At 68.7% G+C, this 25,759-nt stretch carries 21 protein-coding genes and 3 pseudogenes; 19 read left to right on the top strand and 5 right to left on the bottom strand.

Annotation, left to right across the window (positions count from 1 at the left end; translation table 11 throughout):
* Window positions 1–10: 10 nt before the first annotated feature.
* The 5 genes from ACQPZF_RS10555 to ACQPZF_RS10535 are packed head-to-tail and all read left to right on the top strand — an operon-like array spanning window position 11 to window position 8,048.
* A complete protein-coding gene (locus ACQPZF_RS10555; protein WP_433270702.1) occupies window positions 11–625 on the top strand; it encodes a hypothetical protein in 615 nt (204 codons plus the stop codon).
* Window positions 612–2,768, top strand: a complete 2,157-nt coding sequence (locus ACQPZF_RS10550) for a hypothetical protein (protein ID WP_433270700.1) — start codon at window positions 612–614, stop codon at window positions 2,766–2,768. Before ACQPZF_RS10555 ends, ACQPZF_RS10550 begins: the two co-directional genes overlap by 14 nt.
* Window positions 2,765–5,689, top strand: a complete 2,925-nt coding sequence (locus tag ACQPZF_RS10545; protein WP_433270698.1) for an SCO6880 family protein — start codon at window positions 2,765–2,767, stop codon at window positions 5,687–5,689. The genes ACQPZF_RS10550 and ACQPZF_RS10545 overlap by 4 nt, the downstream gene beginning before the upstream one ends.
* Window positions 5,686–7,452 carry a type IV secretory system conjugative DNA transfer family protein gene (locus ACQPZF_RS10540; RefSeq protein WP_433270696.1) on the top strand — a complete coding sequence of 589 codons (1,767 nt, stop codon included), beginning with the start codon at window positions 5,686–5,688 and terminating at the stop codon, window positions 7,450–7,452. The genes ACQPZF_RS10545 and ACQPZF_RS10540 overlap by 4 nt, the downstream gene beginning before the upstream one ends.
* A complete protein-coding gene (locus ACQPZF_RS10535) occupies window positions 7,449–8,048 on the top strand; it encodes a DUF4913 domain-containing protein (RefSeq protein WP_433270694.1) in 600 nt (199 codons plus the stop codon). Before ACQPZF_RS10540 ends, ACQPZF_RS10535 begins: the two co-directional genes overlap by 4 nt.
* A gap of 248 nt (window positions 8,049–8,296) precedes the next feature.
* Here ACQPZF_RS10535 and ACQPZF_RS10530 read toward each other — a convergent pair whose 3' ends face one another.
* A complete protein-coding gene (locus tag ACQPZF_RS10530) occupies window positions 8,297–9,205 on the bottom strand; it encodes an alpha/beta hydrolase family protein (RefSeq protein WP_433270692.1) in 909 nt (302 codons plus the stop codon).
* A 63-nt stretch (window positions 9,206–9,268) separates the two neighbouring features.
* Between ACQPZF_RS10530 and ACQPZF_RS10525 the strand changes: the two genes are divergently transcribed.
* Window positions 9,269–9,823, top strand: a complete 555-nt coding sequence (locus ACQPZF_RS10525) for a helix-turn-helix domain-containing protein (protein WP_433270690.1) — start codon at window positions 9,269–9,271, stop codon at window positions 9,821–9,823.
* 73 nt (window positions 9,824–9,896) lie between these two features.
* Here the strand turns inward: ACQPZF_RS10525 and ACQPZF_RS10520 are convergent, their stop codons facing one another.
* Entirely contained in the window at window positions 9,897–10,055 is a 159-nt protein-coding gene (locus ACQPZF_RS10520; protein ID WP_433270689.1) for a hypothetical protein, read from the bottom strand.
* Window positions 10,056–10,165: 110 nt separating this feature from the next.
* Window positions 10,166–10,291, bottom strand: coding sequence for a hypothetical protein (locus ACQPZF_RS10515; protein ID WP_433270687.1), 126 nt, complete (start codon window positions 10,289–10,291; stop codon window positions 10,166–10,168).
* Between the two features lie 188 nt (window positions 10,292–10,479).
* Here ACQPZF_RS10515 and ACQPZF_RS10510 point away from each other — a divergent pair.
* From ACQPZF_RS10510 to ACQPZF_RS10465, 10 genes and pseudogenes are all read left to right on the top strand, one after another.
* A pseudogene (locus ACQPZF_RS10510) lies at window positions 10,480–10,668 on the top strand (transposase family protein); the annotation flags it as partial.
* 196 nt (window positions 10,669–10,864) lie between these two features.
* Window positions 10,865–11,407, top strand: a complete 543-nt coding sequence (locus tag ACQPZF_RS10505; protein ID WP_433274526.1) for a transposase — start codon at window positions 10,865–10,867, stop codon at window positions 11,405–11,407.
* A 17-nt stretch (window positions 11,408–11,424) separates the two neighbouring features.
* Window positions 11,425–11,856: a hypothetical protein gene (locus ACQPZF_RS10500; protein WP_433270685.1), complete on the top strand. Its 432-nt coding sequence runs from the start codon at window positions 11,425–11,427 to the stop codon at window positions 11,854–11,856.
* Between the two features lie 306 nt (window positions 11,857–12,162).
* Window positions 12,163–12,894, top strand: a pseudogene (locus tag ACQPZF_RS10495) (AarF/ABC1/UbiB kinase family protein); the annotation flags it as partial.
* Window positions 12,895–13,361: 467 nt separating this feature from the next.
* Window positions 13,362–13,772: pseudogene (locus ACQPZF_RS10490) on the top strand (flavodoxin-dependent (E)-4-hydroxy-3-methylbut-2-enyl-diphosphate synthase); the annotation flags it as partial.
* Between the two features lie 67 nt (window positions 13,773–13,839).
* Window positions 13,840–13,992: a hypothetical protein gene (locus ACQPZF_RS10485; RefSeq protein ID WP_433270683.1), complete on the top strand. Its 153-nt coding sequence runs from the start codon at window positions 13,840–13,842 to the stop codon at window positions 13,990–13,992.
* Window positions 13,993–14,350: 358 nt separating this feature from the next.
* Window positions 14,351–14,482: a hypothetical protein gene (locus ACQPZF_RS10480; RefSeq protein WP_433274524.1), complete on the top strand. Its 132-nt coding sequence runs from the start codon at window positions 14,351–14,353 to the stop codon at window positions 14,480–14,482.
* 26 nt (window positions 14,483–14,508) lie between these two features.
* The gene (locus tag ACQPZF_RS10475) at window positions 14,509–15,105 is read left to right on the top strand and encodes a hypothetical protein (RefSeq protein WP_433270681.1); all 597 of its coding nucleotides are present in this window, start codon (window positions 14,509–14,511) and stop codon (window positions 15,103–15,105) included.
* 275 nt (window positions 15,106–15,380) lie between these two features.
* Window positions 15,381–15,911, top strand: a complete 531-nt coding sequence (locus ACQPZF_RS10470) for a hypothetical protein (RefSeq protein WP_433270679.1) — start codon at window positions 15,381–15,383, stop codon at window positions 15,909–15,911.
* Between the two features lie 6 nt (window positions 15,912–15,917).
* Window positions 15,918–16,496, top strand: coding sequence for a tetratricopeptide repeat protein (locus tag ACQPZF_RS10465; protein WP_433274522.1), 579 nt, complete (start codon window positions 15,918–15,920; stop codon window positions 16,494–16,496).
* Window positions 16,497–16,833: 337 nt separating this feature from the next.
* On the opposite strand, the gene ACQPZF_RS10460 is transcribed toward ACQPZF_RS10465, so the two are convergent.
* Window positions 16,834–17,718 carry an esterase/lipase family protein gene (locus tag ACQPZF_RS10460; protein ID WP_433270677.1) on the bottom strand — a complete coding sequence of 295 codons (885 nt, stop codon included), beginning with the start codon at window positions 17,716–17,718 and terminating at the stop codon, window positions 16,834–16,836.
* 279 nt (window positions 17,719–17,997) lie between these two features.
* On the opposite strand from ACQPZF_RS10460, the gene ACQPZF_RS10455 reads away from it, so the two are divergent.
* Together ACQPZF_RS10455 and ACQPZF_RS10450 are read left to right on the top strand one after the other, a co-directional pair.
* Window positions 17,998–18,759 (top strand): transposase family protein, encoded by a 762-nt coding sequence (locus tag ACQPZF_RS10455; RefSeq protein ID WP_433270676.1) that lies wholly within the window; start codon window positions 17,998–18,000, stop codon window positions 18,757–18,759.
* A 330-nt stretch (window positions 18,760–19,089) separates the two neighbouring features.
* A complete protein-coding gene (locus ACQPZF_RS10450; RefSeq protein WP_433270674.1) occupies window positions 19,090–19,428 on the top strand; it encodes a transposase in 339 nt (112 codons plus the stop codon).
* Between the two features lie 395 nt (window positions 19,429–19,823).
* Here the strand turns inward: ACQPZF_RS10450 and ACQPZF_RS10445 are convergent, their stop codons facing one another.
* Entirely contained in the window at window positions 19,824–22,538 is a 2,715-nt protein-coding gene (locus ACQPZF_RS10445) for a BTAD domain-containing putative transcriptional regulator (protein ID WP_433274520.1), read from the bottom strand.
* Between the two features lie 1,510 nt (window positions 22,539–24,048).
* Between ACQPZF_RS10445 and ACQPZF_RS10440 the strand changes: the two genes are divergently transcribed.
* Window positions 24,049–25,608 (top strand): toll/interleukin-1 receptor domain-containing protein, encoded by a 1,560-nt coding sequence (locus ACQPZF_RS10440; RefSeq protein ID WP_433270673.1) that lies wholly within the window; start codon window positions 24,049–24,051, stop codon window positions 25,606–25,608.
* The last annotated feature ends 151 nt before the right edge of the window (window positions 25,609–25,759 follow it).

Raw genomic sequence — 25,759 nt, 5'->3', positions numbered from 1 at the left:
TGGTGTACCGATGGTCGACTACATCAACCGGCGGGGTTTCCGGCCTGCGGCCAGGGTTTTCGCGGTGTCCGGCGCGGCGGTGGCGGTGTTCGCCGGCGGTGTCCTGATCGGACGGACGAGCAGCGTCGACACGGTTTCGGACGTGCGGCCGGCCCGTGACGTGGGGTGTGAACGGGGTGAGCAGGCGCTGGCGGCGACCGCCGCGGCCCAGTTGGCGGTGCTGGTGTCCCGGCGGGTCGACGGCGGCCAGGCGGCGAGGGAGGCGGCCCGCGGTCTCGGTGCCGCGCCGGAGGTCGCGGACGGGTTCGCCGGGTGGGCGGAGCAGGAGAACCCGTTGTACCGGCACGCGTTGTTCGGTGCGACGGCGGTCAAGGTCGAGGCCCGTGACGGTGACCGGGCGCGGGTGTCGGTCGACGGCTACTGGCTCCGCTCCGCGGACACCGCGGTGGGCGCGGGCGAGGTCGTGAACGCGATGTGGACGTTCTGGGTGGTGTGGCGTGACGGGCGGTGGGTGCCGTCGTCCCCTCCCGAGGCGACCACGCTGCCCGGTACGGCGGTGCACAAGGCGTCGGCGTTCCTCCGGATCAGCTCGGGGTTCTCGGCGGTGCCCTATGTCCGCTGCTGACACGGTCGCGCGGTCGGGGTCCGCCGCGATGCTCGTGCTGGTGTCCCTGTTCGTGTTCGCCGCGCCCGCCGTCGCGCAGGCCGGTGCGCCGCAGCCGACGGCCGGGATCGGGATGGTGCGGATCGCGGATCGGGAGTATCCGCGGGTGACGGTCGCGGACGGGCGGTGGTGGTATCTCGCGCCGAGCTGCCCGTGGCCCTCGGCACAGGTCCCGGCTGATGCGGTGTGCGGCGGGGATCAGGCGATCCTGCGCGACGACGCCGAGCTGCGGTGCACGTTCGTCGTCAACCACCGCAGGGAACTCTCGCCGCAGCGGGCGACGTGGCGGTTCTGCCTGGCCCGACCGCCGCTGTCACCCGCCTATCACTGGACCGAGGAGCAGAACGAGCGCCGCATCGACCAGGTGCGCACCGCCGTGGGCTCGTGCGTGGGCGCCCGCGACGGGTGCATGGCGATGCAGTGGTGGCCGCGTGCGGCGGAGGGCACCATCGACTGTGCCGCGATCCCCCGTGACAAGCTCGGCGACGCGCTCACGACGGCGAGTTCGCAGGGCACCGACCGGCGGGTGATCGACCGGACCTGCGCGGTGCTCAACTCCTACCTTGCCCGCCGCGCCTTCCCGCCAGGGATGACGGCGGCGGAGCTGAACCTGGCCGGGCGGGTGGTCGCGGACGGTGTCCCGATCGGCTCGGCGACCGGGGCCGCGGAGTCGGTGGTGGACTGGGGCAAGGTCGGCGACAGCGTCGAGGCGCTGTGCTCGGTACCGGCGAACGTGCTCACGATGGGCGCGTTGTGCGTCGGGGCGACGGCGGTGCAGGCGGGCGGGAAGCTGTGGGGCGCGATGGACTGCGCCACCGAGTTCGACAAGTGCCTGGCGGAGGCCGCCGCGCGGGCGATGCTCACCGGCCTGGAGCTCACGCTGGGGGCGTTGCGGCATCCGACGTCGGTGGATTTCGACGATCCGGGGCTGCGTTCGGTGCTGGGCGCGATCGGCACGGTCAGCGCCTACCTGGTGTTGCTGCTGTTCCTGGTCAACGCGGTGATCGCGGCGTTGCGGATGCGGACCCGGGAACTCGCCGAGGGCGCGCTCAGGCTCGTGCGGTGGGCGTTCGGGCTCGGCGTGGGGTTGACGCTGGTCGCGTTGGCGGTGTTCGTGTCCGACCGGGTCGCGGACTGGTTCGCCGGGGCGACGGCCGGGACGTCGGAGGTCGTGTACGCGCGGTTCTTCTCGCTGATGTACACGCTGGCCACCTCGGGCGGGGCGAACGCCACCGGCTGGCTGTTCGTGATGGTGGTGTGCCTGCTCGGCGCGTTCGCCTCCGGGATCGCCTACCTGCTGTTGGTGTTCCGCAAGGGCGCGATCGTGCTGGCGGTCGCGTTGATGGTGTTGCAGCTCGCCGGCGGCGCGGGCCCCAGGGGCACCCGGAAGTGGTCACGCAAAGGTCTGTCCGTGCTGTGGGCGTGCATCATCGCCAAACCGTTGACCGTGATCGTGTTCCGGCTCGGCGAGACCTGGATCGGCCAGGGCCGCGGCCTCGGTGACCTCCTGCTCGGCGTCGGCACGCTCGGCGTGACGGCGGTCGCGCCGTTCGTCGTGGTGAAGTGGTTCCCGCTCGACGGCGGCCATGGTGGCGGTTCGGCGCGCGGGTCGCTGGCGATGACCACCGCCGCCGCACTGGCCATGGTCGCCGGTCGCGGATCGACCGCCGCCACCGCGCTCCGGTCGACCACCTCGTCCACCGCCCTACCCGACGGCCGTGCCGGCGTCAGGCAACTCCCGGCCGGGCACGCCGCCGGGCCCCGTTCGTCGTCCTCCGGCAACGTGACGATCTCCACGCCGCCCCGCAACCCGTCCACGGGCCGACCGGGTGGCGCTGAGCAGGTTCACCGGTCCGCGACGAGCAGCCATACGTCGGGGATGCGGTCGGTGCTGACCGGCGCCGCGATCGCCGGGGCGGTGGGCGCGGTGGCGGGCCAGGTGGCGATGGACGGCGTGACCTCGGGCGGCGCCGACGACAGCCCCTACCCCGATCACCTGCCCTACCTCCCGTCGCCCACGGGAGCCGAGCGTTCGCCCGTACCGGGCACGCAGAAGCACGGAAACGGCCTGTCCGGGCCGGCAACGGGAGGGGGTCGGTGGTGACCGCGATTCGTGTTCGTTTCTCCAAGCGCCGCAGCGACGGTGTCCTGTGGGGCAAGACACCCGCCCAACTCGTGTGCCTGGTGGCCGCCCTGTTCACCGCCGTCGCCGGGCTGAACACCGCCGGCGTGCTCAAGGCCGTCCCGCTAGTCGTGGCGGGACTTTTGGTCGCGGTGGCCCTGCTACCGGTGTTCGGACGGCCGCTGGTGGACTTCGCGCCGATCCTGCTCGGGAGGCTGGTCACCCGGACGACCGGCCAGCACGACTACCGGGGCGGCCCGTTCCGCCTCGCCCGCGACGAGACCGCGCCCGACGGCCCGAAACTACCCGGTGACCTGTCGCGGCTGCGGTTGCACGCCTACCAGGTCGGCGAAGACCGCGACCGTGACCTCGGCGTCGTCACCGACACCCTCGACGGCAGCATGGTCGCGGCACTGGAGATCGGCGCGGACACCTTCGCCCTCCTCGACACCGCCGAACAAGCCCACCGCGTGGTCGGGTTCGGCGCGGTGCTCAACTCACTGTGCCGCTCCGACAGCCCACTCTCCCGCGTGCAGATCCTCCAGCGGGTCATCCCCGAGTCCGGCGACCCCATCCGCCGCGAGTGGAACGTCCGCGGCGAACACACCAACCCCTTCGCCGCAGCCGCCTACGAGGAACTCATCGGCACGCACAGCCGCGCCGGACAACGCCACGAATCGTTCCTGATCCTCAAACTCGACCCACGACGCGCCACCGCACGCGTCAAAGCCGCCGGCGGCGACGGCGACGGCGCGGCTTCCGTGCTGTTCGCCGAGATCACCAGGGTCGAACGCGGCCTGCGGGCCGCCGGGATCACCGTGCGCGGCTGGCTACCTCCACGCGGCCTGGCCTACCTCGTCCGCACCGCGTTCGACCCCGCCGCCACCGCCATGCTCGACCGACGCGGCGGCGGCCACGGCGACCAGGCCGGCGGAGACCCCGGCACACCCTCCGGCGTCGACCCCACCTCCTGCCACCCGATGGCCACCCACGCCGCCCGCACCCACTACGCCACCGACTCCGCCGTCCACCGCACCTGGTGGATCGCCGAATGGCCCCGCGCCGACACGGGCGTCCCGGTCGGCTTCCTCGAACCCTTCCTGCTCCGCCTCACCTCCCGCCGCACCCTGTCCCTCGTACTCGAACCGATCCCCGCCCGCAAAGCCCAAACCAGGATCGACGTCGAAGCCGGAGCCGACGACGCCCGCGAAACCATGAACCGCCGCATCGACCGCCGCACCACACGCTCCGACCGCCGCGAAGCCGAAGACCTGCACCGCCGCGAAGCCGAACTCGTCGAAGGCTTCGCCCACTTCCGCTTCCTCGGCTTCGTCTCCGTCACCGCCACCACACCCGAAGAACTCGAAGTCGAAGCAGGCGCCGCCGAAGCAGCCCTCAACGAATCCACAGTGGAACCCCACGTCCTGCACTGGGAACAGGACCAGGGTTTCTGGGCCGCCGCACTCCCCCTCGCCCGAGGCCTCCGGACCCGCCATCGGACGGAACAGGTCGGTGGAACACTGCCCGGCTGGGTGCCGCGCCCGTGGCTCGGCCCCGCAGGACGACGCGCAGGCCGGATCGCACACCGGATGCGGCTACCCGCCCACATCGAATCCACCGCCCAACTACGCGGCGTCCTGCCCTGGCTGGCAGGAGCCGGACTGCCGCCGGTGGGCACCTACATCGGGCAGGAACGGTTCTCCGGCAGCCCGTTCTGCTTCGACCCCTGGCGGCTCTACTCCCACGGCCTGCTCCACGACGCCGGCATCTTCATCGCCGGCGTCATCGGCAGCGGCAAATCCGCCCTCGCCAAATCACTCTGCGTCCGCGGAGTCGCCTTCGGCCGCCGCTTCGCCGTACCCGGCGACATCCGCGGCGAATGGGTCCCCGTAGTCGACGCCCTCGGCGGCCGGGTACTACGCCTCGGACCGGGCATGACCGACCGCCTCAACGCCCTGGCCCTCCCACCCAAACCCGACAACCTCACCGACGAACTGTGGTGGCCCATCGTCCGCTCCCACTGGGAGGAACTGCTCGCCGCCCTGATCCGCACCCTGCTCCCCGACCAGCGCCCGCTGTCCATGGACGAACGCACCGCCCTGGAAACCGCCCTCACCACCGCCACCCGCCGGCGGGACGCGGACGGCGACCTCACCCGGCTACGCCCCATCCACCTCGGGCTACTGGTCGACCTGCTCCTCAACCCCACCCAGGAGATGGCCGAACACCACCACCTCGACCAGACGACCCTGCGCGACCGCACCCACGAAATCGGCCTGGCCATCCGCGCCCTGACCCGCGGCAGCCTGTCAGGCCTCCTGGACGACCCCCGCCCCGACAACCAGCTCGACTGGCGCGACACCGCCACGGTGATCGACATCAGCCGCGTCAAAACCAGCGACACCGCCGTCGCCCTGGTCATGGCCACCACCCAGTCCGTCATCGAACTGGCCTTCGCCCACCGCCCCGGCCACCGCTACACCGTCTACGACGAAGCCTGGCGCCTCACCCGCTTCCCCGCCCTCATGGCCCGCACCAACGCAGGCCAAAAAGTCTCCCGCGCCACCGGCAACGCCACCCTCCTGCTCTGCCACCGCATCACCGACCTCCTCGGCGGCACCCCCGAATCCCAGTACTACGGCCGCGCCCTACTCGCAGACTGCGGAACCCGCGTCCTCTACCGCCAACGCTCCGACCAACTCGCCACCACCGCCACCGAACTCCACCTCGACGACACCCAAACCTCCCTGCTCACCCTCCTCGAACAAGGCACCGCACTGTGGAAGATCAACGACTCCCCCTACCTCGTCGACCACACGGTCCTGCGCGGCGGCCGCGAATGGGCACTGATCGACACCGACCAGACGATGCGCGACACCGCGCACAAGACGGGCGCGCCGTGACCACCCGCCGCGATCCCCACGGCGACGACCAGCTCCTCGCGCTCGCCGTGGTTCTGGTCCTGGTCGTGCTCTTCATCGGAATGCTGACCGGATTGGCAACCGGCGGCGCGCTCACCGCCCTGGTCGACGGCCACGGCTGGACCTGGCGCTCCACCGGCTGGGCCCGCGCCACCGCCACCCTCCTCCGCGACCCCGCCCACCCCGGACACGCCTTCGGTCATCCCGATTCGCACCCCGCGCTCTGGTGGACCGTCACCAGCCTGGTCGAACTCCCGGTGCTCGCCACCACCACCGCTCTGGCAGCGATCGCCGGGCGTCGGAACAGGCGAGGAAACACCCTCGCCGACAAACATCAACTGCGCCGAACCCTCGGAGCCGGGGCCGCACGCACACGAGCCCGGCGCGCACGCCCCTCACTCACCGGCGAACTCCGCCACCGGCCGATGTCCGAGATCGCCGTCCACATGGGCCGGTCGGTCCACCACCACATCGACCTCTACGGGCAGCACGAAGACGCCGAACTCGTCATGGTCGGCACCCGACAGGGCAAAACCAACCGACGCATCATCCCCCGCGTCCTCGACGCCCCCGGCCCCGTCGTCACCACCTCCACCAAAGGCGACGTCCTCGCCGCCACCGTCGGGATCCGAGAAGGCACCGGCCCGATCCACGTCTTCGACCCCGAGAACGTCACAGGCTGGCCGGAACCGATGCGCTGGAACCCCGTCAAAGGCTGCCACGACCCGGACGAGGCCATCCGCCGAGCCCGTGAACTCGTCGCCGCCAGACCCATGGACGGCACCACCCACGCGGGCTTCTTCACCGACTCCGCGGCCCGCGTCCTCCGCTCCTGGCTCCACGCCGCCGCCCTCAGCGGAAAGACCATGCGCGACATACTCTCCTGGGCATCCCGCTGGACCGACGACGAACCCACCGCCATCCTCCGCCAATCCCCCACCAGCGCCCACTGGGCCCACACCCTGCGCGACCTCACCACCAACACCGCCGGCGAAATGCTCGGCGGAATCGCCCAAACCCTCAACCTCGTCCTCGACCCGCTCAACTCGCCAGGACTCCTCGACGCCTGCTCACCACGCGCCGGCCAGGAATTCGACGTCGGCAACTTCCTACGATCACGCGGAACCCTCTACATCATCAGCGAAGGCGGCATCGGCTCCGCCGGACCACTCGCCTCAGCCCTCGCACTCCACGTCCACCACCAAGCCAAACGCCTCGCCACCCACTACCCCGACGGACGCCTCGACCCACCCCTACGCTGCCCCTGGGACGAAATCGGCAACGTCGCAGCACCGGAAAACCTCGGCCAACTCGTCTCCGACTCCGGCGGACGCGGCATCCACATGATCCTCGCCTGCCAAGGACTCGGCCAACTCCAACGCCGCTGGGGCAAAGACCAAACCAGAGAAATCTGGAACTCCGTCACCACCCGACTCATCCTCGGCGGCGTCGCCGAAGCCGACACCCTCGACGACCTCTCCCGCCTCGTCGGCGACACCCAAGCACTCCAGACCAGCGCCAGCACCGGCGAATTCCGACGCACCCGATCCACCAGCTACACCTGGGAAAAAGCCCTCCGGGTCGACCAGCTCCGCACGCTGCCCGACGGCCAGGCCCTCCTGCTCTACCGCAACACCCCCGCCACCCTCGTCCACCTCGACGCCTGGTTCGAAAGCCCCGACGCCCCTCGCCTGGAGGCACTCAAGCAGCAGGCGGAACAGCGAATGGGCCGCACCTCGCCATGACCAACCCCAACCCGGCAGACCTGGCCCGAGCCCTCGCCGAACTCCGCACCCACCACCTCCGACTCACCGACACCGTCGAACACCTCGTCGACGCACTCGAAACCCTCCGCCCCACCATCGACCGCACCCAACCAGGCGGCTGGTCCTGGGCCCACCTCGACACCGACCGCGCCCCCACCCTCTGGCACCAACTCGACCACTTCGTCCACCAGCTCAACACCCGTGAAGAACTCACCAACCCACACCACATTCCGCCCTGCTGGCACCAGCACCCGCGTGCGGTTGAAGATCTCACCGCGCTGCTCGCCGCCTGGCAGGACGCCTACCACCGCCCTGCCGAACCCACCACGGCACTCATCGTCTACCGCCACCACTACCTCTGGCCCACCCTCACCCGCCTCACCGACACCAACACCCCACTGCGCCGCTGCATCGACAAGGACCAACACACCCCATCGCCGGAACCCACCAACGACGGATACCTCGACTTCAACGGACACCCGTACGCCCCCGCAGCTCGACTCGCCCAGCACATCGCACGCGACATCGCTCGACGCGCACCGTCAAACGGTGGATTGACTTCGCCGCCGCCATAAACCGCGGCCCTCCGCCACCGATGAGACCGGCGACTTCCCTGCAAGTCGAACCTCCACAACGCCGTGGACCGACCGCAACCGTGAACGTCCGCTTCTGCCGACGAGCGGATGTTCGGCCAGGACCCGGCGCTGTTCAGTGCGCCAGGCTCGTCGTTGTGAGCAGTGGCCCGGCCCAGCAGCGCCGTCCAGCGGTCGTGTTGTGGCGGGTGTCGTGAGACGGGTACGGGCATGGAGGGCTCGCGGGGTGTTCAGTTCGCGAGACGGGTCCGTGCCCACGCCGCGATGCGCTCGGTGACCCAGCCGTCCATCGGCCTGGTGAGCTGTCCCCGGTACCGCCACAGTCCCGGCGGCCCGGGGTCGCGGCGTAGCAGGTGGGTGAGGTCGGTCGGCACCTCGCCGTCGAACGGGCCGGTCACGAGCCGGCCGATGCGCGCCACGTCGGCCGGGTCGACCTGGATGTCCTTGCTGCCGGTGATCGCCAGCACCGGCCGGTCGATGGCGGCCAGGTCCGGGGCCGGGTCGTGGGCCATGTACTCGCGCAGCCACCGGTCGGTGAGCCGCGAGCGCGGCATCCGGTCGTGCCGGTCGGCGGTGGATCCGCGGACCCGGTCCCGCTCGCGGGCCTGACGGCGCGCCAGTACCGGGCCGAACGGCCGCAGCAGCCGTGGCAGCGTGGTCGCGATCCGGTCGCTCTGCCAGGCCATCACTCGTTCGCCAGGCTGCGCGGCACCCGCGAGCAGCACATACCCGGCGGGTGGCGGAGCGGCCCGAACGAGGTTGGCCGCCACCACCGCTCCGGTCGAGTGCCCGACGACGAAGACCCGCTCCGGATCCACCGCGGGGTGGGCACGCAGCGCGGCGAGGGCGGCTGCGGCGTCGCCGCACTCGTCGTGGAAGCCGGTGCCCAGGTAGTCGCCGCCCGAGGCGCCCACACCCCGCTTGTCGTACCGCAGCAGGGCACAGCCGTGGTCGGCCAGTGCCACCGCGAGCGCCGGGCCCAGTCCCAGCGCGATCCCGCGCATGGCGGAGTCGCGGTCGATCGGCCCGGAGCCGTTGACGAGCAACGCGGCCGGGTGGCGGCCGTCCCCGTCGGGCCGGGTGAGCACGCCGGCCAACAGCACTTCCGGGGCCGGGATCTCGACAGTCTGCTCCCGCAACGATCCACCCTTCGTTCGTTCTCACATCTGAGAATAATCAGGCTCAAGCTAACATTCTCGATCGTGACAATCAATGCCGACCCGGCGCGACCCGGCGCCGGAATCGTGGAAACCGTGCTGCATCCGGTCCGATTGCGCATCGTGCACGCGCTCATGGACCGCGAGCTGACCGCGCGACAGCTCGGCGCCGAACTCGGGGACATCCCGCAGGCGTCGCTCTACCGCCACGTCGGGCGCCTGGTGGACGCGGGGGTGCTGCGGGTGACACGCGAGGAGCGGGTGCGCGGCGGCACGCAGCGCACGTACACGGTGGTGGAGTCCGCGGTCGCCCTCGGCCCCCACGCCTTCGCCGCCGCCTCCTCCGCCGACCACCAGCGCTACTTCGCCGCGTTCGTCGGCGCGCTGGTCGCCGGGTTCGAGCAGTACCTGCGGAGCACCGGCGCCGAACCCACCCGCGACGGCCTCGTGTACCAACAGATCCCGGTCTGGGTCACCCCGGCCGAGTCGCGCCGCCTCGCCGCCACGATCACCGACCTGCTACACCCACTGAGGGCACGGACGGGCGGCCGCCGGCGGACGACGTTCGCGATGGTCCTGCACCCCGACCCGGCCACGTAGCGGGCATCCGCTCATGCCTCGGACAGGGCGTTGCGCAACGTCTTTCATAGCCGGGAGGAGGGTGGCAGGCTGCTCAGGCGCTGTCGTCGGCGAGGAGGATGTCGAGCTCGACGCGCCACCCACCCTTCATGCGCTCGGATCGCGGGTCGGTGAGGTAGGCCTCGTACCGGCACGTGAAGTGGTCGCCGACGGGCTCGTCCCACCTGTCGAGCCTGATCCCGTTGCCTCGCAACCATTCGAGCAGTGTGCGGTTCGCACGACGTGCATGGTTGGCGTAGGGGAGGCGGCGTACCGACCCGCCGCCAGGACGCCCGCGCGGACACGATCGTCGCCCTCGAGCGCCTATTGGGTCACGGCACCGACCTCAACGTTCATCGGGCCGTCCATATCGATCACGTGCAGCCGGAAGAAGGCAGGACCGATGTCCGGCACGCTCCGCCCGTCGAGCCAGGTGTAGAGCTCGTCCATCAGCATTGTCGCGGGCGGCGAACATGCCTCGAAACGGTGTGACGACACGGATACCCACGTAGTGGCTCGCCGGTTTCGACACGATCCTCGGGCCGTCGACGATCTTCACGCCTGCACGCTGACACTGCGGCAGTGTCCGCTCATGTAGCCGCTGTTGGCTGGACGTCCTGCTGCCGCACCTTGCCGGTGTGGTGGTCGAGCGGGTCGAGCGGACCTCCGCGGGTGTGCGGATCTGGGCGTGCACGAGAGCAGGGACCGCGCCCTGTCCGCCCTGCGGTGCCCGGTCGGGCCGGGTCCACAGCCGCTATGACCGCAAGCTGGACGATGTTGCGGTGGCAGGTCGCCCGGTGGTGCTGCGATTGCGGGTGCGACGGTTCTTCTGCGACGACCGGCGCTGTCCGGCGGGGACGTTCGCCGAGCAGGTCGACGGTCTGACCGTCTGTCATGCCCGCCGCACACCGTTGTCCCGTAGGGCTTTGGAGCGCATCGGTCTGGCGTTGGCGGGCAGAGCCGGAGCGCGTCTGGCCGCCGGTCTCGGCCTGCCGGCCGGGGCGCGGCACGCTGCTGCGGTTGGTGTACGCCCTGCCCGATCGCAGGGCTGCGACCCTGACCGCCTGGCTGCGGGAGCATCCCGGCGTGGACATGGTCTGTCGGGACGGGTCGGCCACCTACGCCGAAGCCGTCCGCCAAGGCGCACCGGACGCGATCCGGGTCGGTGACCGGTGGCACATATGGAACAACCTGGTCGCGGCGGTGGAGAAGACCGTGACCGCGCACAGCACGTGCCGGTACGTCGGCCCGCAACGACGCACCAAGGTCGCGGAGGAGCGGACCCTGCGGCGGCACGCCGCGGTCCAGGACCTGCTTCCCAAAGGGTCGGGCTGCTGGAGTGCGCACGGCGCCTGGGCATCGCGCTCAACACCGTCAAGCGCTACGCCCGGGTCGCCTCGCCCGAGCAGTCGGGGCTACCTCGGCAGCGCCTCCCTGCTGGTCCGGTACCTCAAGCAAGGCCGCGACGCTCCCGAGCGCATCCCGCCTCACCGCGACGCCTCATCTGGCTGGCGAGCAAGCAGGAAAGCCTGCCCGAGCATCACCGCCGCCACCTCGACGACCTGACCGCGAGCTGCCCGTCCATGACCATGCTCGTCCAACGGGTGCGGGAGTTCGCCGCGATCGTCACCCGCCGTCGGGGCGAGGACCTTGATGTCTGGATCGACGCGGTCCTGGCCGACGACCTGCCCGTCCTGCACAGCTTCGTTCACGGCCTGCGCAAGGACCACGACGCGGTGACCGCCGGGCTGACCCCGGACCCCGAAGCCATGGAAATTCCCTGCGCTCACGACAGCGCGCCCTCCACCCTTACCCGCTGCCGGCTCACCGGGCCGATCAACGGTCGACCCGCCAGAACACTTGAGTGGCGGTCACGGCCTTGGGCGCCGATGTTCAACACCTTCACCACGTCGGCGGCCGCAAGCCATCGCCGAACGACCATGGCCGTTGCTTTGCTCATCATGCCCGCAGACGAGGTCGACGTCACACTCTCTGTGTCCGCGAGCGAGAATTGACGGAGTGATGCGCCTTTGCTGATCCCACAGGAGAACCTAGTCGGCCCGGATGGCAGTCCGGCGAATCGCGGTCGGTCGAAGGGAACCCGGCGATCACGGTTGCTGGTCGACGTGGCGGCCCACATCGCCGCCGATTCGGTGTTCCGCTCGGCGGCGGACGCCGACTTCTCCCGACCCGGGGAACCCTCGCTCGTCAGGGCCAGGCAACGAGCGCACCGGGTGCGCGTGGCGCTGGAGAGGCTGGGGCCGTTCTACATCAAGCTGGGGCAGATCCTCGCCACCCGGCCGGACATCGTCTCGGACGTGATGATCGAAGAACTGGAGAACTTGCACGACAGCGTCGAGGTGAGCCCGTTCGCCGAGTTCGCGGACATCCTCGACCGGGAACTGCCCGCGTGGCGGGTCCGCTTCCGGTCGATCGACGTGGTCAGCCCGCTCGGCTCCGCATCGCTCGCCCAAGTGTACCGGGTCACCCTCGTCGACGGCAGTCCCGCCGTCGTCAAGATCCAGCGCCCGCGCATCCGGTCGTCGGTGCTGGGGGACATGAAGAAAATGCGGCGGGTCGCACGCCTGGTCGGCAGGCTGGCGCCGAAGTTCAACGAGTTGATCGACGTGGACGCGATGCTCCAGGTGATCTTCAACGGCATGGAGCCGGAGTTGGACTTCACGCTGGAGGCGCAGAACATGGTCGACGCCCGCCGCGCGGTGAAGGACTTCAAACACCTGACTGTCCCCAAGGTGATCGAGGCGACGCCCCGGGTGCTGGTGCAGACCCTGGCGCCCGGCGCTTCCATCGGCAGCGTGGACCCCCGCGCGTTCTCCATGAAAGAGCGCAAGAAGATCGGTCGCGACCTGCTGTCCTTCATGTACCAGGGCTACTTCTCCGACCACGTGTTCCACGCCGACCCGCATCCGGGCAACATCTTCGTGCACCCCGGTGAGAAGGCGAACATCATCGACTGGGGCATGGTCGGCCGGATCGACCGCAACCTCGGCACGAAGCTGATCCTGCTCCTGCTGAGCGTCGCGCAGAACGACTCGGAGGCGACCGCGCGGGGGTGGATGGAGATGGGGCACGCGACAACGCGCGCGGACATCAACGGCTTCTCCGCCGACATGTCCATGCTCATCCCCAAAGTCGTCGCCGCTTCGCTCGACGAACTCAACTTCGGGGTGGTGCTGAGCAGAATCCTGATGTACTCGACCCGGCGCGGGATCCACACCAGTCCGCACATCTCCCTGTTGGGCAAGTCCTTCGCCAACGTGGAGGGCTCCGTGCGGAACCTCGCCCCGGAACTGTCCATGGTGGACGTCTTCGAAGACGCGATGGTCGACATACTCGCCGACCTGCTCACCGATTTCGTGTCCAAGAAGCAGGCCGCGCGGTTCGCCCTCGACATCATGCTCGGCAGCACGATCGCGCTCGGCCACCTGCGGACCCTGCTGGGCGACCTCGTGGACCGGGACCTCACCTTCCAGGTCAACCTGTTGCAGGGCGGCCGGCCGACACGATCCGCGTCTCGCTGTCCGCGCCGCCGGTGGAGGAGGTCAAGGTCGGCCACCAGATCCTCCAGTCGCTCAACCTGCGCCCGCGCAAGCTGGAGATCGTGTCCTGCCCGTCCTGCGGGCGGGCCCAGGTGGACGTGTACACGCTCGCCGAGCAGGTCACGGCCGGTCTGGAGGGCATGGAGGTGCCGCTGCGGGTCGCCGTGATGGGCTGCGTGGTGAACGGGCCGGGTGAGGCGCGCGAGGCGGACCTGGGTGTCGCGTCGGGCAACGGCAAGGGCCAGATCTTCGTCAAGGGCAAGGTCGTCAAGACCGTTCCCGAGCACCAGATCGTGGAGACGCTGATCGAGGAGGCCATGCGCATCGCCGAGGAGATGGGCGAGGACGCGCACGGTTCGCCCACGGTCTCCGCCCTGTCACGAGGCGATCGCCGACATCTGATGACGAGGACCGAACGCCCACAGCGGAAGGAACCAGATGCTCGCGCATGACATGCGCCCGCCACTCGCGATGACAGCCGTCGGAACGATCACCCTGAACATCATCGGTCCGCCTTGGTGGCTGACCATCGCCCAGTGGTTCCTCCTCATCGTGGCCCTCCTGGTGTGGGTGCACGATCCCAGAAGCTGAGGGAGTGGACGCGTGGCGCTCGAGGTCAAGTCCGCGCAGAAACCGCCGGTCGGGACGTCAGGGCCCGTCGGGGGCGTGTCGCGGGCTGCCGTCCCCGGATTTCCCTGCCGAACGCCTTGCCCGTGCCACAGCCGGCGAGCGTCCCCGGACACCAGGCGGGGCCGCGACCCGAGCCGATTGATTCGGGCAGTTTTCCAGTCCGCAGACAGGAAAGTAATGTGCTCGACTCGTTACTGCGGATCGAAAACGACGTAGCACGAGGTCTGGAGCCGGAACCTGCCCGTGTCGCGTACGACCTGCCGGAGAACGAGCTCCAAGCGGCGCTGGACGCTGTGTCGGATGCGCTCGAGGAGCCGATCTGTCGGACAGCGCGCTGTGCGCCGTTGACCTCAATCCACGTGCGCTGGCCGCAGAAGTGCGTGGGCAGCAGCCGGAGGAACGGGCTGGGCTGTCCGAGCGGGGATGTCGTCTTTACGACACAGCGCTATAGAGCGCACGTGTGTCGTCTTGGTCCACTTGGTCAAGGAGTTGCCGGAGTTCGACGCCGCGATCGCGGTGAAGGTGCTGGAACGCCTGCGGACAGCGTTGGAAGGTATCGACCGGATCCTCTCCCGGTTGCCGCAGATGTCTTCTCCGCCAGGGGATCTGCGGGACGACGAGTTCCGCGTCCGGTACCTGGACCGCGTCGCCCGCTCGTACGACCGGCTGGAGGTCGTCGGCATCACCACCGCACCTAGACCTACGAGCCGAGGACCACGCTCGCGTGGCCTCTCTGAGTCTGACAGTGACCAGCGACGCCGAACGCGCTCCTCGCACGCGCCGGCCTTCGACTGGCGCGAACTCGGTCGAGCCCTGGACACCAACCTCCGGGTCGAGGAGGCACTCGGCGACAGCAGGTTGACACTGGTTCGCGATGAGGCGGGCGCCGGCAAGTGGACTGGCACGCCCGTTCGGCAGCTCCCGCACGCGGCCATTGCGCCGCCCGTCGTAGTTCTCGGCCGGCAGCGCGGCAACCTGCTCCGGGAGCTGTTCGATCGTCCACAGCTCATCGTTCACAGGACAGTCCTGCACCCCGGATTCGACACTGTTGACATTGAGCCTTTTCCAACCTGATGGTGGCGGGCTGGAGACATGGCGAAGCTCCTGGTAGATGGCTTCTCGACCAAGAGCAAGGCCATCGCCAGGAGCTTCGAGTGCTTGTCTACCCATCCGCGATCGACCTGTCCAGTTCGCATCTCCGGTTCCTCGCCGGGGAACTGACCGCGCCCCGATATCAGCCTACCCGCGGCCACCAGTCTCATGAGCCTGCCGATGGGGGAAACACGCGTCCTGCTGCGAGCGCTGTCCGACGCGTCCCTGATCGGCCGCACCCCCGTGGCGGATACTCTATGCACGACTTGGTCCGCGCCTACGCCGCTGCGCAGGCCCACACCACACTCGCTCGATCCGTCCGGCGCTCGGCTCTCGACCGGGTAGTGGACTTCTACCTGCACACCGCCTACAGCGCCGACCGGTGCCTACAGCACGACCGCCCGCCGATCCGGCTCGATCCACCTGCTCCCGGCACCCACCCTCGGCAACTGTCCGACTATCCGTCCGCGATGGCCTGGCTGGACGCACACCACTCCCACCTGCTGGCCGCTCAACGCGCCGCCGTCGACCACCACCGCTACCGGGCCGTGTGGAATTTGGCCTGGACCCTGCACACCTTCCATCGACGCCAAGGGCATCACCACGACGAACTGGCCGTGTGGCAGGTCGCCGCCGCCGCCGACCATCTGCCCGATCACACGACCCGCATCCGCACCCACCAGTTCCTCGGCCGCGCCCAGGTCCGGTTGGGGCGGCACGACCAAGGCATCGAGCACCTCGGCCAGGCCCTCACTCTGGCCGAACTCCACGACGACACCACCCCGTAAGCCCTCATCCACAACTTTCTCACGTGGGCATGGGAGCAACTGGACGACGAGCAGGCGCTGACGCATGCCCAGCACGCCCTGGACCTGTACCGCACCTTCGGCCAACCGGCGTGGGAAGCCCGTGCTCTCAACCAGGTTGGTTACTACTCAGCTCGGTTGGGCGACTACGGCACCGCCCGCGACCACTGCCAAGCGGCCCTCGCCCTCTACCGGCAACATGACCGACAAGGCCACCAATCCGAAGGCGAGGCGAGCACCTTGGACAGCCTGGGCTACATCGAACACCACACCGGTCACCACGACCTGGCAATCCACCACTACCGGGAAGCACTCGCCCTGGTCCGATCACTCGGCGACGCCACCGAAGCCGCCGTCACCCTCGACAACCTCGGCCACCCCCACGTCGCCCTGAAGCAGTACGACGAGGCGCGAACCGCCTGGCAGGAAGCCGTGGACTTGTACCGGAAACAAGGGCGTGACACCGCCGCCCGACTCGTCCGACAGCAACTCGACAGGCTCGATGACACAAGTGCCGCTCCGATCGCGCAACCTGGGGCGACGTACCCGGACGGTCATCGCCGATAGCGTGGACGAGACTTCCCCGTCACGCCTCGGTCCCTGACGACCGGTAAGTCCGCCCCCAGCACGCTGCTCGGCATGGCCGGTCTCTTCGTCGTGCAGGAACTCGTCCGCATCCAGTCGGTGTGCTCCACGAGAAAGCGATCCGGCACGCTGACGGAGGTCTTGGCCCCTGTCGAGAACCATGGCGTGGTACCCGCCGCGACCTCGCATCGGTGGGGGAACGTGGATGCCGCCAGGATCCGCACCGATACCAACGCACCTCACGCGAGTCGGAGTGCGTCCGCCAGGTCTGGGTTCGACCCGACGGACACCCCTCTCGATTGGAAAAGTGAATACTACGTCACCACTTCCACCACCAGTAGATCGCGTTCTTGGCGGTACGAATCGGCGACACGCCCTGTCCGCTTCTGATCACCCGGCCTTCGTAGTAGTTCCGATACTGAATCAGCCAGGGATCCCCTCCGGTCGTATTGCGGAGGGCATCATGGTCGATCAGTGGCGGATTCGGCGGGGACGCGAACAGAACCCAATGGCCAGCCTCCATGATGAGCGCTGATTCCCGCGGACGGATGACATCGTCCGAACCGGACGCGATCAACGTCCAGTCGGTCCCCTGTGCCGACTGAGGGTTTTCGGCAGCCCATCCCAGGAATTCCGACCCGGGTCGCATGTCCACACACTGCCTGTCACCGCAGCCGAAGGCCGGCACGGTGCCAGCATGCGGCGTACCGAGAGTCGCGACGTCCTCGATGTAGAGGTACGGCGGCCATCCTGATAGTCGGCGCTGCACGCCGGTCAGCGCAGCACGGACGACCAGTCCGCCCATCGAATGGGCGATGACGTCGACTGACTGCCCCCGGCGAGAGAACTCGTTGTGAACCGTCCAGGCGAGTCGCTTGCCGAGTTCCTCGATCCCCACTTTTTTGTCCCCGTCACTCACGTTGAGCGTGCAGTCGGTGTCACCACGGTAGAGACGGACCGTCTCGAACGAGCCTGTCCAACCCCACGATTTCATCGCGTCCATCGCGGCATCCCAGTAGCCACGGCAGTTGTACCCCTCGCCCGTCGGTCCGGCGTAACCGTGGATGAACAACACCGTTTTGTCAGCGCCGTCCGTGCGCACCGGAGCCGCGGCGCGCGCGGGGACCGCAGTTATCAGCATGGCTCCGAGGACAAGGATCGAGGCCAACAGCGAGGTCGGCCGTCTACGACTTCGTCGGATCATGGAATCCTCCCTCACGAACCCACATACTTGGATTCGACTTCCGAAGCGACCAGGGTGGGCCTGCCGCCTTCGGGAAACCTTGCGCGGGACCTTGAACCTCTGATCAGCCACATCGACGAAGCCGTCGAGTTCTGGAAGGTGCGGCATGTTCGCGACGAGCAACCCGGTACTGAGCCCTTTCCAACCTGGCGTGGTGGGCTGCGGCCGTGGTGGAGACGTGGCGAAGCTCCTGGTAGATGACTTCTCGACCAAGAGCAAGGCCATCGCCAGGAGCTTCGAGTGCTTGTCTACCCATCCGCGATCGACCTGTCCAGTTCACACCTGCAGTTCCTCGCCCGAGAGTTGACCGCGCACCGACGCCGGATCGGCAGCAGGTGGCGCAGACTCGACCCCGGCCGCCAAGCACTGCTCGTGCCGGCCAATCTGCGCTGCGGCGACACCTACACCCGCCTGGCCGCCGGGTTCGGCGTCGGCCTGTCCACCGTCTGCCGCTACATCCACGAGGCGGTCGAACTCCTGGCCGCACTGGCACCGGACCTGGCCGACGCGGTGAAAGTCGCCTCGCACAAGGCCTATGTCATCCTCGAAGGCACCCTGCTGCCCATTGACCGCATCGCCGCCGACCGGCCGTACTACTCGGGAAAACACAAGCGACACGGCATGAACGTCCAAATCCTCGCCGATCCGGCCGGACGACTGCTGTGGACCTCGCCCGCATTGCCCGGCTCGACCCACGACCTGACCGCGGCCCGCATCCACGGCATCATCGACGCCCTCACCGCAGCGGACATCCCGTGCCGGGCGGACAAGGCCTACCGAGGCGCCAGCGGCCCGGTCCGCGTTCCCTATCGCGGAAAATGGCACAACCTCCCACCAGGACAGCAGGCGGTCAACCGCTCCCACGCCCGCATCCGCGCCCTCGGCGAACGAGCCGTCTCCACCCTCAAGATCTGGCGACTACGGCGCAGACTCCACTGCTCCACCACCCGCATGACCGACCTGACCAGAGCCGTCCTCGCACTCCACCTCAACGCCGGATGAGGTTGGAAAGGGCTGACTGACGCCCCCGCCGGCGACAGGTGGTCAGCCGATCGACGTGCACCGGAAGGACGCACGCAGGGAAGTCCGTGCGGATGCCGGGCCGCATCGACTTCACTGGACCGGTCATCGCCCCTTCGCACCTGCAGGCATGCTCAGACGGCGCGAATCGTTGTCGACGACGCGTGAAAAAACTGGTTCTGGCACGGTTCCGGACGCTGTTGGTGATCTTGGCTGGTTGACCGTTTGGGCGCGTCGCTGCCGGGGTGGTGAGCGTCTCGGTGCTGGAATTGCGGGATGTCGATGGGTCGCGGTTCGGGTTCTGTTGTTCCGGTGGAGACCGCGCGGGTTGCGTGGGCGGCGAGCCCGAAGGGCACGCCTGCGATGGTGATGCGAGACCGGTTGCAGGATCTGTTTGTCGACAACGACTTCGTCGACTGGTTTCCGGTGGATGGCCGTCGTGGGGTGGCGCCGGCCCGGTTGGCGCTGGTGTCGGTGCTGCAGTACGCGGAGAACCTCACCGATCGGCAGGCGGCTCGCGCGGTGGCATGCCGGATCGACTGGAAGTACGCGTTGGGGATGGAGTTGACCGAGCCTGGGTTCGATCATTCGGTGCTCAGCGAGTTCCGGGATGGAAGCCCACCCAACCCCCCAGTCCACGATCGGTACTGACTGGACCTTGGTCGGCGCCGACATCGATCTGATCGTGCCGGCATGGTCGGCGACGACCATGCCGGCCGGGCACTACGTGATCTTCATCAAGAACCGGGAAGGCCCGGTGAACCGCCCCTCGGATCCACAGGATCACGTCAGGGTCCTTCTCCGTCCGCTACTGGAACTACGCGGACAAGAAGTGGCATCCGCTGGTGAACGGCGCGTCACCGGTGGTCACCGCCCAGAACGCCGCTTACTGGCGGTACCGCTGGTAAGCGCACCGCAACTCTCGTGGGTGGTTCGTTTCGAAGAGCCACCCGCGAGGACCGGTTGGCAGGCAGTGCCCGGCCCAGCCACACCCGGTGCCCGAGGCAAGGAACTCGCCCGGCGGGATATCCCGCCGGGTCGGCCGATCACGTGTGCCTGGCCATCCTGAGGTCCTCGAGCTGTTGCCGCACTCGTTCGGCCTCGTCGGCGCGATCCTGCCGTTGGTAGGACTCCAACGCCTCCAGCCACACCGTATGAGCCCGTTCGACCTCACCGATCGCCGCGTAGGGCTGGCCGAGTCTGTCGAGAGTGTTGGCGCAGTGGTAGTCGTCGCCCGATTCGCGGTAGAGGGCGAGCGCCTGTGCGTAGTGCTCGATGGCGTCGCGGTGGCGACCGGTGTGGTGGTCGATGTAGCCCAGGCTGTCGAGGGTGTTCGCCTCGACAGTGGGTTCGCGGCGGTGCCGCAGCAGGTCCAGAGCTGCCCTGCAGTGCGCACGAGCAGCTTCGTACTCGCCGAGTCGGGCATGGCACCAACCCAGGTTGTTGAGCCCGGCGGCCTCCCTGACCGGATCGACGGTGCGGAGGAGGTCCAGTGCCCGAATCGCGTGTTCCAGGGCTTGTCGATGGTCTCCACGCAGTTCCCAGCACCGCGCGAGCATGTTGTGGGCTTGGCCTTGGAGGGTGGCGTTGTGGTGCTGTTCTGCCAGGAGGACCGCTCGGTCCAGGTGTCCGGCGGCCTCCTCGTGACCTCCCAGGTCGGCATGGGCGCAGCCGAGCATCAGGTGGGCGACGACGAGGGGTTCGGGATCGGGTAGGTGCGCGGCGGCGGCGAGCGCGTTCTTCCACACGTCCAAGTCGTCGGACAGGTGCCCTCGCCGAGTGTGGAAGGACGCCAGTGCCCAGGCCAGTTGCCACGCGGGCCGGTGGCGGTGCAGGTCCGCGTTGGTGCGCTGGGCCGCGAGCAGGCAGGCGTGTTCGGCGTCGAACCAGGCCATCGCGGTCGGTTCGTCGTGCGGGGGTTGAATGTGGACGCCGGGTGCGGGCGGATCGAGTCGGATCGGCTCGCGGCTGGGGTGCAGGACGCGATCGGCGGCGTGGGCGGTGTGCAGGTAGAAGTCCACGACGCGGCGTAGCGCCGCTTCCCGTGCCTGTTCGGGCACCTGGCGGGCAGTGGTGATGGCGTACGAGCGGATAAGGTCGTGCATCCGGTATCGGCCCCGTGCGTCATGGGTGAGCAGTGACGCCTGTTCCAGGTCACGCAGCACGCTCCTCGTCGCGTCCACGGCCAAGCCGGTGAGGCAGGCGGCGGCGTGGAGGTCGATGTCCGGGCCCGGAGAGAGGCCGAGCAGGGTGAAGGCATTGCTTTGTTCAGGGGTGAGGGTCTGATAGGACCAGGACAGCACGACCGGCAGGCTGGCGGTGGGGTCGATGTCGCCCAGCGCGTCCAGACCGGACTTGCGCAGTTCCGCAGCCAGCGCGGCCGGCATCGGCCCAGGGTGGGTCCGAGCGTGACCGATGACGATGCCCAGCGCCAGCGGGATACCGCCGCAGCAGGCGAGGAGTTCGTCCACCGCCTCGGGTTCCGCTTCCGCCCAAGCAGCACCGAGTCCGGTGGTCAGCAGGGTTCGTGCTTCGGCACCGGGCAACACGTCGAGGGCGATGTGGTGGGCGCCGTGTCTGGTGACCAGCCCGGTGAGGTGCCGACGACTCGTCACCAGCACGGTGCACATGGATGTGCCGGGAAGCAGCGGCACGATCTGGTCGGTGGTGGCCACGTTGTCCAACACGATCAACATGCGTCTGCTCGCGACCAGGTCGCGGTAGCGCGAGGCTTGGGCGTGCGGGTCGGCCGGGAGCCGGCCGGGGTGGACGCCGAGGGCGTCCAGGAACCCGCGCACGGCGGCCTCCGAGGACAGGGGCCGGCCGCCGGGACCGAAGCCGCACATGTCCACGAACATCTGCCCGTCGGGGAAGCGGTCGAGGTTCTGGTGAGCCCAGTGCAGCGCCAGCCAGGTCTTGCCGATCCCTCCAGAGCCGGCCAGCGCCGAGATGCCTGTCGTACCCCGTGTGGTCGCTGTGTCGAAGGCTCGGGTCAGCGCGGCGAGTTCGTCGGCTCGACCGGTGAACGACAACGGTGCCGCCGGCAACTGGCGTGGCACCGGGGCCAGCGTTTCGCCCGGCACGGCCAGGGTCGGGTCCGCGACCAGGATCCGCTGATGGAGCCGCTGCAAATGCGGACCGGGATCGACACCGAGATCATCGGCTAGCCGGGCGCGCATGTGCTGGTAGTGCGCCAACGCGGCGGCCTGGCGCCCGTCGCGGTACAGGGCCAGCATGAACTGGCCGCCGACGCGTTCGTCCAGCGGATTTCGCCTGGCCAGGTCGGTCAGGTCGACCAGAACCGTCCGGCGCCTCCCATGGCGCAGCGCCTCCTCGGCCCGGTCGACTTCGGCGGCCAGTCGCCTTTCCCCCAACGTGGCGCGAAGATCGGTGGCCCAAGGGGTGTCGAGTTCCGGCAGTGGCTCGCCGCGCCACAACGTCAGCGCACGGTCGAACAGGTCCAGCGCACTCGATCCGGCCCGCACCTCGTGGGCTTGAGCGAGCAGGTGGTGGAACCGGTACAGGTCCACGGACTGTTCGTCGACGGTGAGCCGGTAGCCCTCGGAACAACGGGTCAACCGCACGTCGTCGGTGGCGGACAAGGTTGCACGGAGGCGGGAAAGGTAGCTGTAGAGCGTGTCACGGCCTTTGGAGGGAGGACTCGTTCCCCACACGCGGTCGAGAAGCCGATCGGCGGACACCGCTTGGTTCGCCTCGACCAAGAGCACCCCCAACACCCCGCGTTGCCGAGCATGGCCCACATCGAGGCGAACACCGCCCGCTCGCGCTTCGACGCCTCCGAACACCCGGAACTCGACCACCACCACGCCCCCGCTCCGCAGCTCCCTGGTACCGGGATAGCAGGATGACGCGGAGCTGTGAGGATGTTCGCCGGGATTCCCACGATCGGCGGACCGGGTTACCGACGCCGGATCGGCCGGACCGGACCCGGCCGAATTCCCGCCAGGTCGGCACGGATACCCCTTCCTGCCAGGGGCGAAGCGGCATTCCCGGTCGCCGCCTCCGCGATCTCGGCACGTTCCACCGCGTACAGCCGCACCAGGTCGTGGAACCTGTAACGCTCTCGTTCGACCTCGGTGAGGAGATTGGCGTCGGCCTCGGCACGGGATTACCGGGACGCTGGCGCAGTCGGTAGCCATCGTCCAGCCGACGCGGAATATCGCTCGAGGCCTTGGTCGGGTGAACGGCTTGCGCCACGATGTGTGGGTGGGCAGGCGCTGGAAGCTACCAGCCGTCATCGTCGGCAGTCTCGGCCTGATCGGGCTCGGAGTCTTCTTCGTGGTACTCGGTCTCGACCAGGCCGACAAGCTGGCCAGCGTCTTGGGCCTCTTCGTTGGCATGGTTGGGCTTGGCCTCTCGATCGCCGGACTGCGGCAAGCGCAGCCGGCCCAGGGCGGTGCGCTGACCACCCCGGCTGGCGAGGCGTCGAGCGCGGCCGATGACGAACAGCGGGCTCCGCGGCCGAGACCAGACCGCTTCCGCCGACGGCCTAGAGGCGTGTCAGGACACCCGACGGGCTCCTACTACCCGGTAGCCGTCGATCCACGGGTCGCTGGCCCGACGGCGGCCTCCAGCTCTGTGGCCGTGACACGACAACACTCGCCGGGCCAACTCGAGAGGAACACGTGACCTGAGATGGCCGGGAAGCCGACAGCCGTTCGCCTCGTGGTGAGATGGCGACCAGTCGGTTGCGGTCGACTCGCATCTCCCTCCCGCCCTCCTCCATCATCGCCTCGGGCTATGTACCGACATTCTTGTGACGCGGAATGATCACGATCGCCTCGATCTGATTCGAGTAGTCGATCACCCAACTCAACTCCGACGACACCCGGGTATCCTCGGTCGTCCACCAGCGTCGCTTGGGTCAAGGTTGTCCGCGCTGCCTTCCTGTTCGCGGGCCGCGGATCGCCGTGGCAAGCGCCGCGTCCGTACTGCTGATCACCTCGTCGACGGTGGTCTCGTGCCGGTGGGCCGCCCCGCGCCAGTCGCCGATGCGGACGCCGATCCACACCCAGGCGGCGCAGCAACTTCTCGTGCTGGAGGGTGCGTCGAGTCCATCCGACGGAGCGGTGCCTCTACTGGGTTGTGGAGACCTCCACGGACGCAGGCTCCGACCGAGCAGCACCAGGCGGGCGTGGGCGAAATCGACCGTGTGCGGCCTCGCCTGACCGGCAGACGAGAGCAAACCCCTGTGGCATGAGCCGTGCTCTGTATACAAAGACGGACAATCCGGGCCGATACGCTGTCGAGGTGGCCGACAACGAGGCGAAGCACGTGTTCGTGTCCTACGTCAGCGAAGACCTCGACCGTGTCCGGAAGCTGTGCGCGCTGTTGGAGGCTGCTGACGTCCCGTACTGGCAGGACCGCCGGTCACTCGCTCCCGGAGACCACTGGAAACGACGGATCCGGGACGCGATCCGCTCAGACTCGCTCGTCTTCCTGGCCTGCTTCTCGGACAACTCCCGTACGAAGGCCAGGTCCTACATGAACGAGGAGCTGAACCTGGCCGTCGAGGAGTTCCGGCTCCGCCCGCCCGGTGCGCCGTGGCTTGTCCCCGTGCGTTTCGATGACGGCGAGGTCCCAGACTGGGATCTGGGTGGAGGCCGGACCTTGCACGACCTCAACTTCGTCGACCTGTTCGGCGAGGAGTACGCGGCCAACGCGGTCAGGCTGACCACGACGATCACGAACCTCATCGGCGCGGTGAAACTCGACGCACGGACCGTGCGTGCCGCCGTCGCGGAGGCGGGCGACGCAGAACGGCCCGCCGTACTGCAGCGGCTGACGCGCGAGATGGTCCTCGCCCCGGAACGACGCATCGAACTCGACGAACTCGTCTCCCAGGAGACGCAACGTGTCCTCGTGGCGATGCGCGACGAGGAACGCTTCCTGCCGTACCAAGAGCCCATGTGGCATCAGCCGGAGCCGGTCCAGGGAGCCAAGATCGTGTCGCCTTACGCGAGCGCGTTGCGTGAGGCGCGGATCGTCCGTTCCGCGGAACTCGTAGCGGACTATGCGCGATTGGTGCGGCCGTTGTGCGCCGCCCTCCAGGTGGCGGCGCGCTGGGCGGAGGTCCGGGACCTGGCCGCGTGGGTGTCGGCGTTGCGCGCCATCACCGCCGAGGCACGAAAACCCACTGACGCCCCTTTCGCACTGAGGAGACTGCGACACGTCCCGGCGCTCCTGTTGACCTTCACCGCGGCCCTGGCGGCATCGGGACAACAGCGTTGGGACAACTTCAAGGTACTGCTGGTCGACCTGAAAGTGCCGGTCTACTGGAACGGCGACAGCGAACCGTACTTCCAGGCGAACAACCCCACCGTGCCGTTCGGCTCGATCACGGATGAGGACGAGCTGGTCAGCAGCGTGGTTGCACGCTCCGCGCTCACCGGGGTCGACGCTCGCCGCGCCCTCGCCGAACTCACCGAGCCCCCCGCTGCCACCGACCCCATGCCCATTGCCGTCTCGGACTGGCTACACGTACTGCTACGCCAGGAGTTCGCGGAGCAGTACGTGGACGACCAAATCTACGACGACGCGTTCGACCGAGCCGAAGTGCTACTCGGGTTGCTCTCGCAGGACCGCGCCCAAACAGGCCCGTCGATCGGGTCCTCGACACGGTGGTATGGCCGGTCGGCACGACGCGGGTGGTCCCATGGAGGTGCCTACAGCGAGATCAAGGCCGAACTCGAGGCAGAACGGGCAGGCTGGCCACCGACCCGCGCGGGCCTCTTCGGCGGCGAGCCAGACCGAGCGCTCGCCGCCATCGCAGGCTACAAGTCGACGTTCAGAATCTATGGGCGGCCGTAGGCACGATGACGCGAACTATCGCTTTGACCCCGCGCCTGCCGACAACTTCATCCATGCAGGGTTGAAGCCGTGCGTAGCGTGAAGGGTCACAGCGCTCATGGGTGCGGCCGCAGGTCCGCGGTGGCGTCGACTGACGAGGCTTGATGACCGG

The organism is Actinosynnema sp. CS-041913 (genome assembly GCF_050942485.1).
GTDB lineage: Bacteria > Actinomycetota > Actinomycetes > Mycobacteriales > Pseudonocardiaceae > Actinosynnema.
The sequence above is the reverse complement of the archived record's forward strand: the minus strand, read 5'-3'. Positions and strand labels throughout refer to the sequence as shown.

Excerpts from the sequence above, each read along its gene's own strand:
- ACQPZF_RS10555 (WP_433270702.1), top strand. The coding sequence starts at position 11 with ATGGTCGACTACATCAACCGGCGGGGTTTCCGGCCTGCGGCCAGGGTT.
- ACQPZF_RS10550 (WP_433270700.1), top strand. The coding sequence starts at position 612 with ATGTCCGCTGCTGACACGGTCGCGCGGTCGGGGTCCGCCGCGATGCTC.
- ACQPZF_RS10535 (WP_433270694.1), top strand. The coding sequence starts at position 7,449 with ATGACCAACCCCAACCCGGCAGACCTGGCCCGAGCCCTCGCCGAACTC.
- ACQPZF_RS10515 (WP_433270687.1), bottom strand. The coding sequence starts at position 10,291 with ATGGACGAGCTCTACACCTGGCTCGACGGGCGGAGCGTGCCGGACATC.
- ACQPZF_RS10500 (WP_433270685.1), top strand. The coding sequence starts at position 11,425 with ATGACCATGCTCGTCCAACGGGTGCGGGAGTTCGCCGCGATCGTCACC.
- ACQPZF_RS10485 (WP_433270683.1), top strand. The coding sequence starts at position 13,840 with ATGCTCGCGCATGACATGCGCCCGCCACTCGCGATGACAGCCGTCGGA.
- ACQPZF_RS10470 (WP_433270679.1), top strand. The coding sequence starts at position 15,381 with ATGCACGACTTGGTCCGCGCCTACGCCGCTGCGCAGGCCCACACCACA.
- ACQPZF_RS10460 (WP_433270677.1), bottom strand. The coding sequence starts at position 17,718 with ATGATCCGACGAAGTCGTAGACGGCCGACCTCGCTGTTGGCCTCGATC.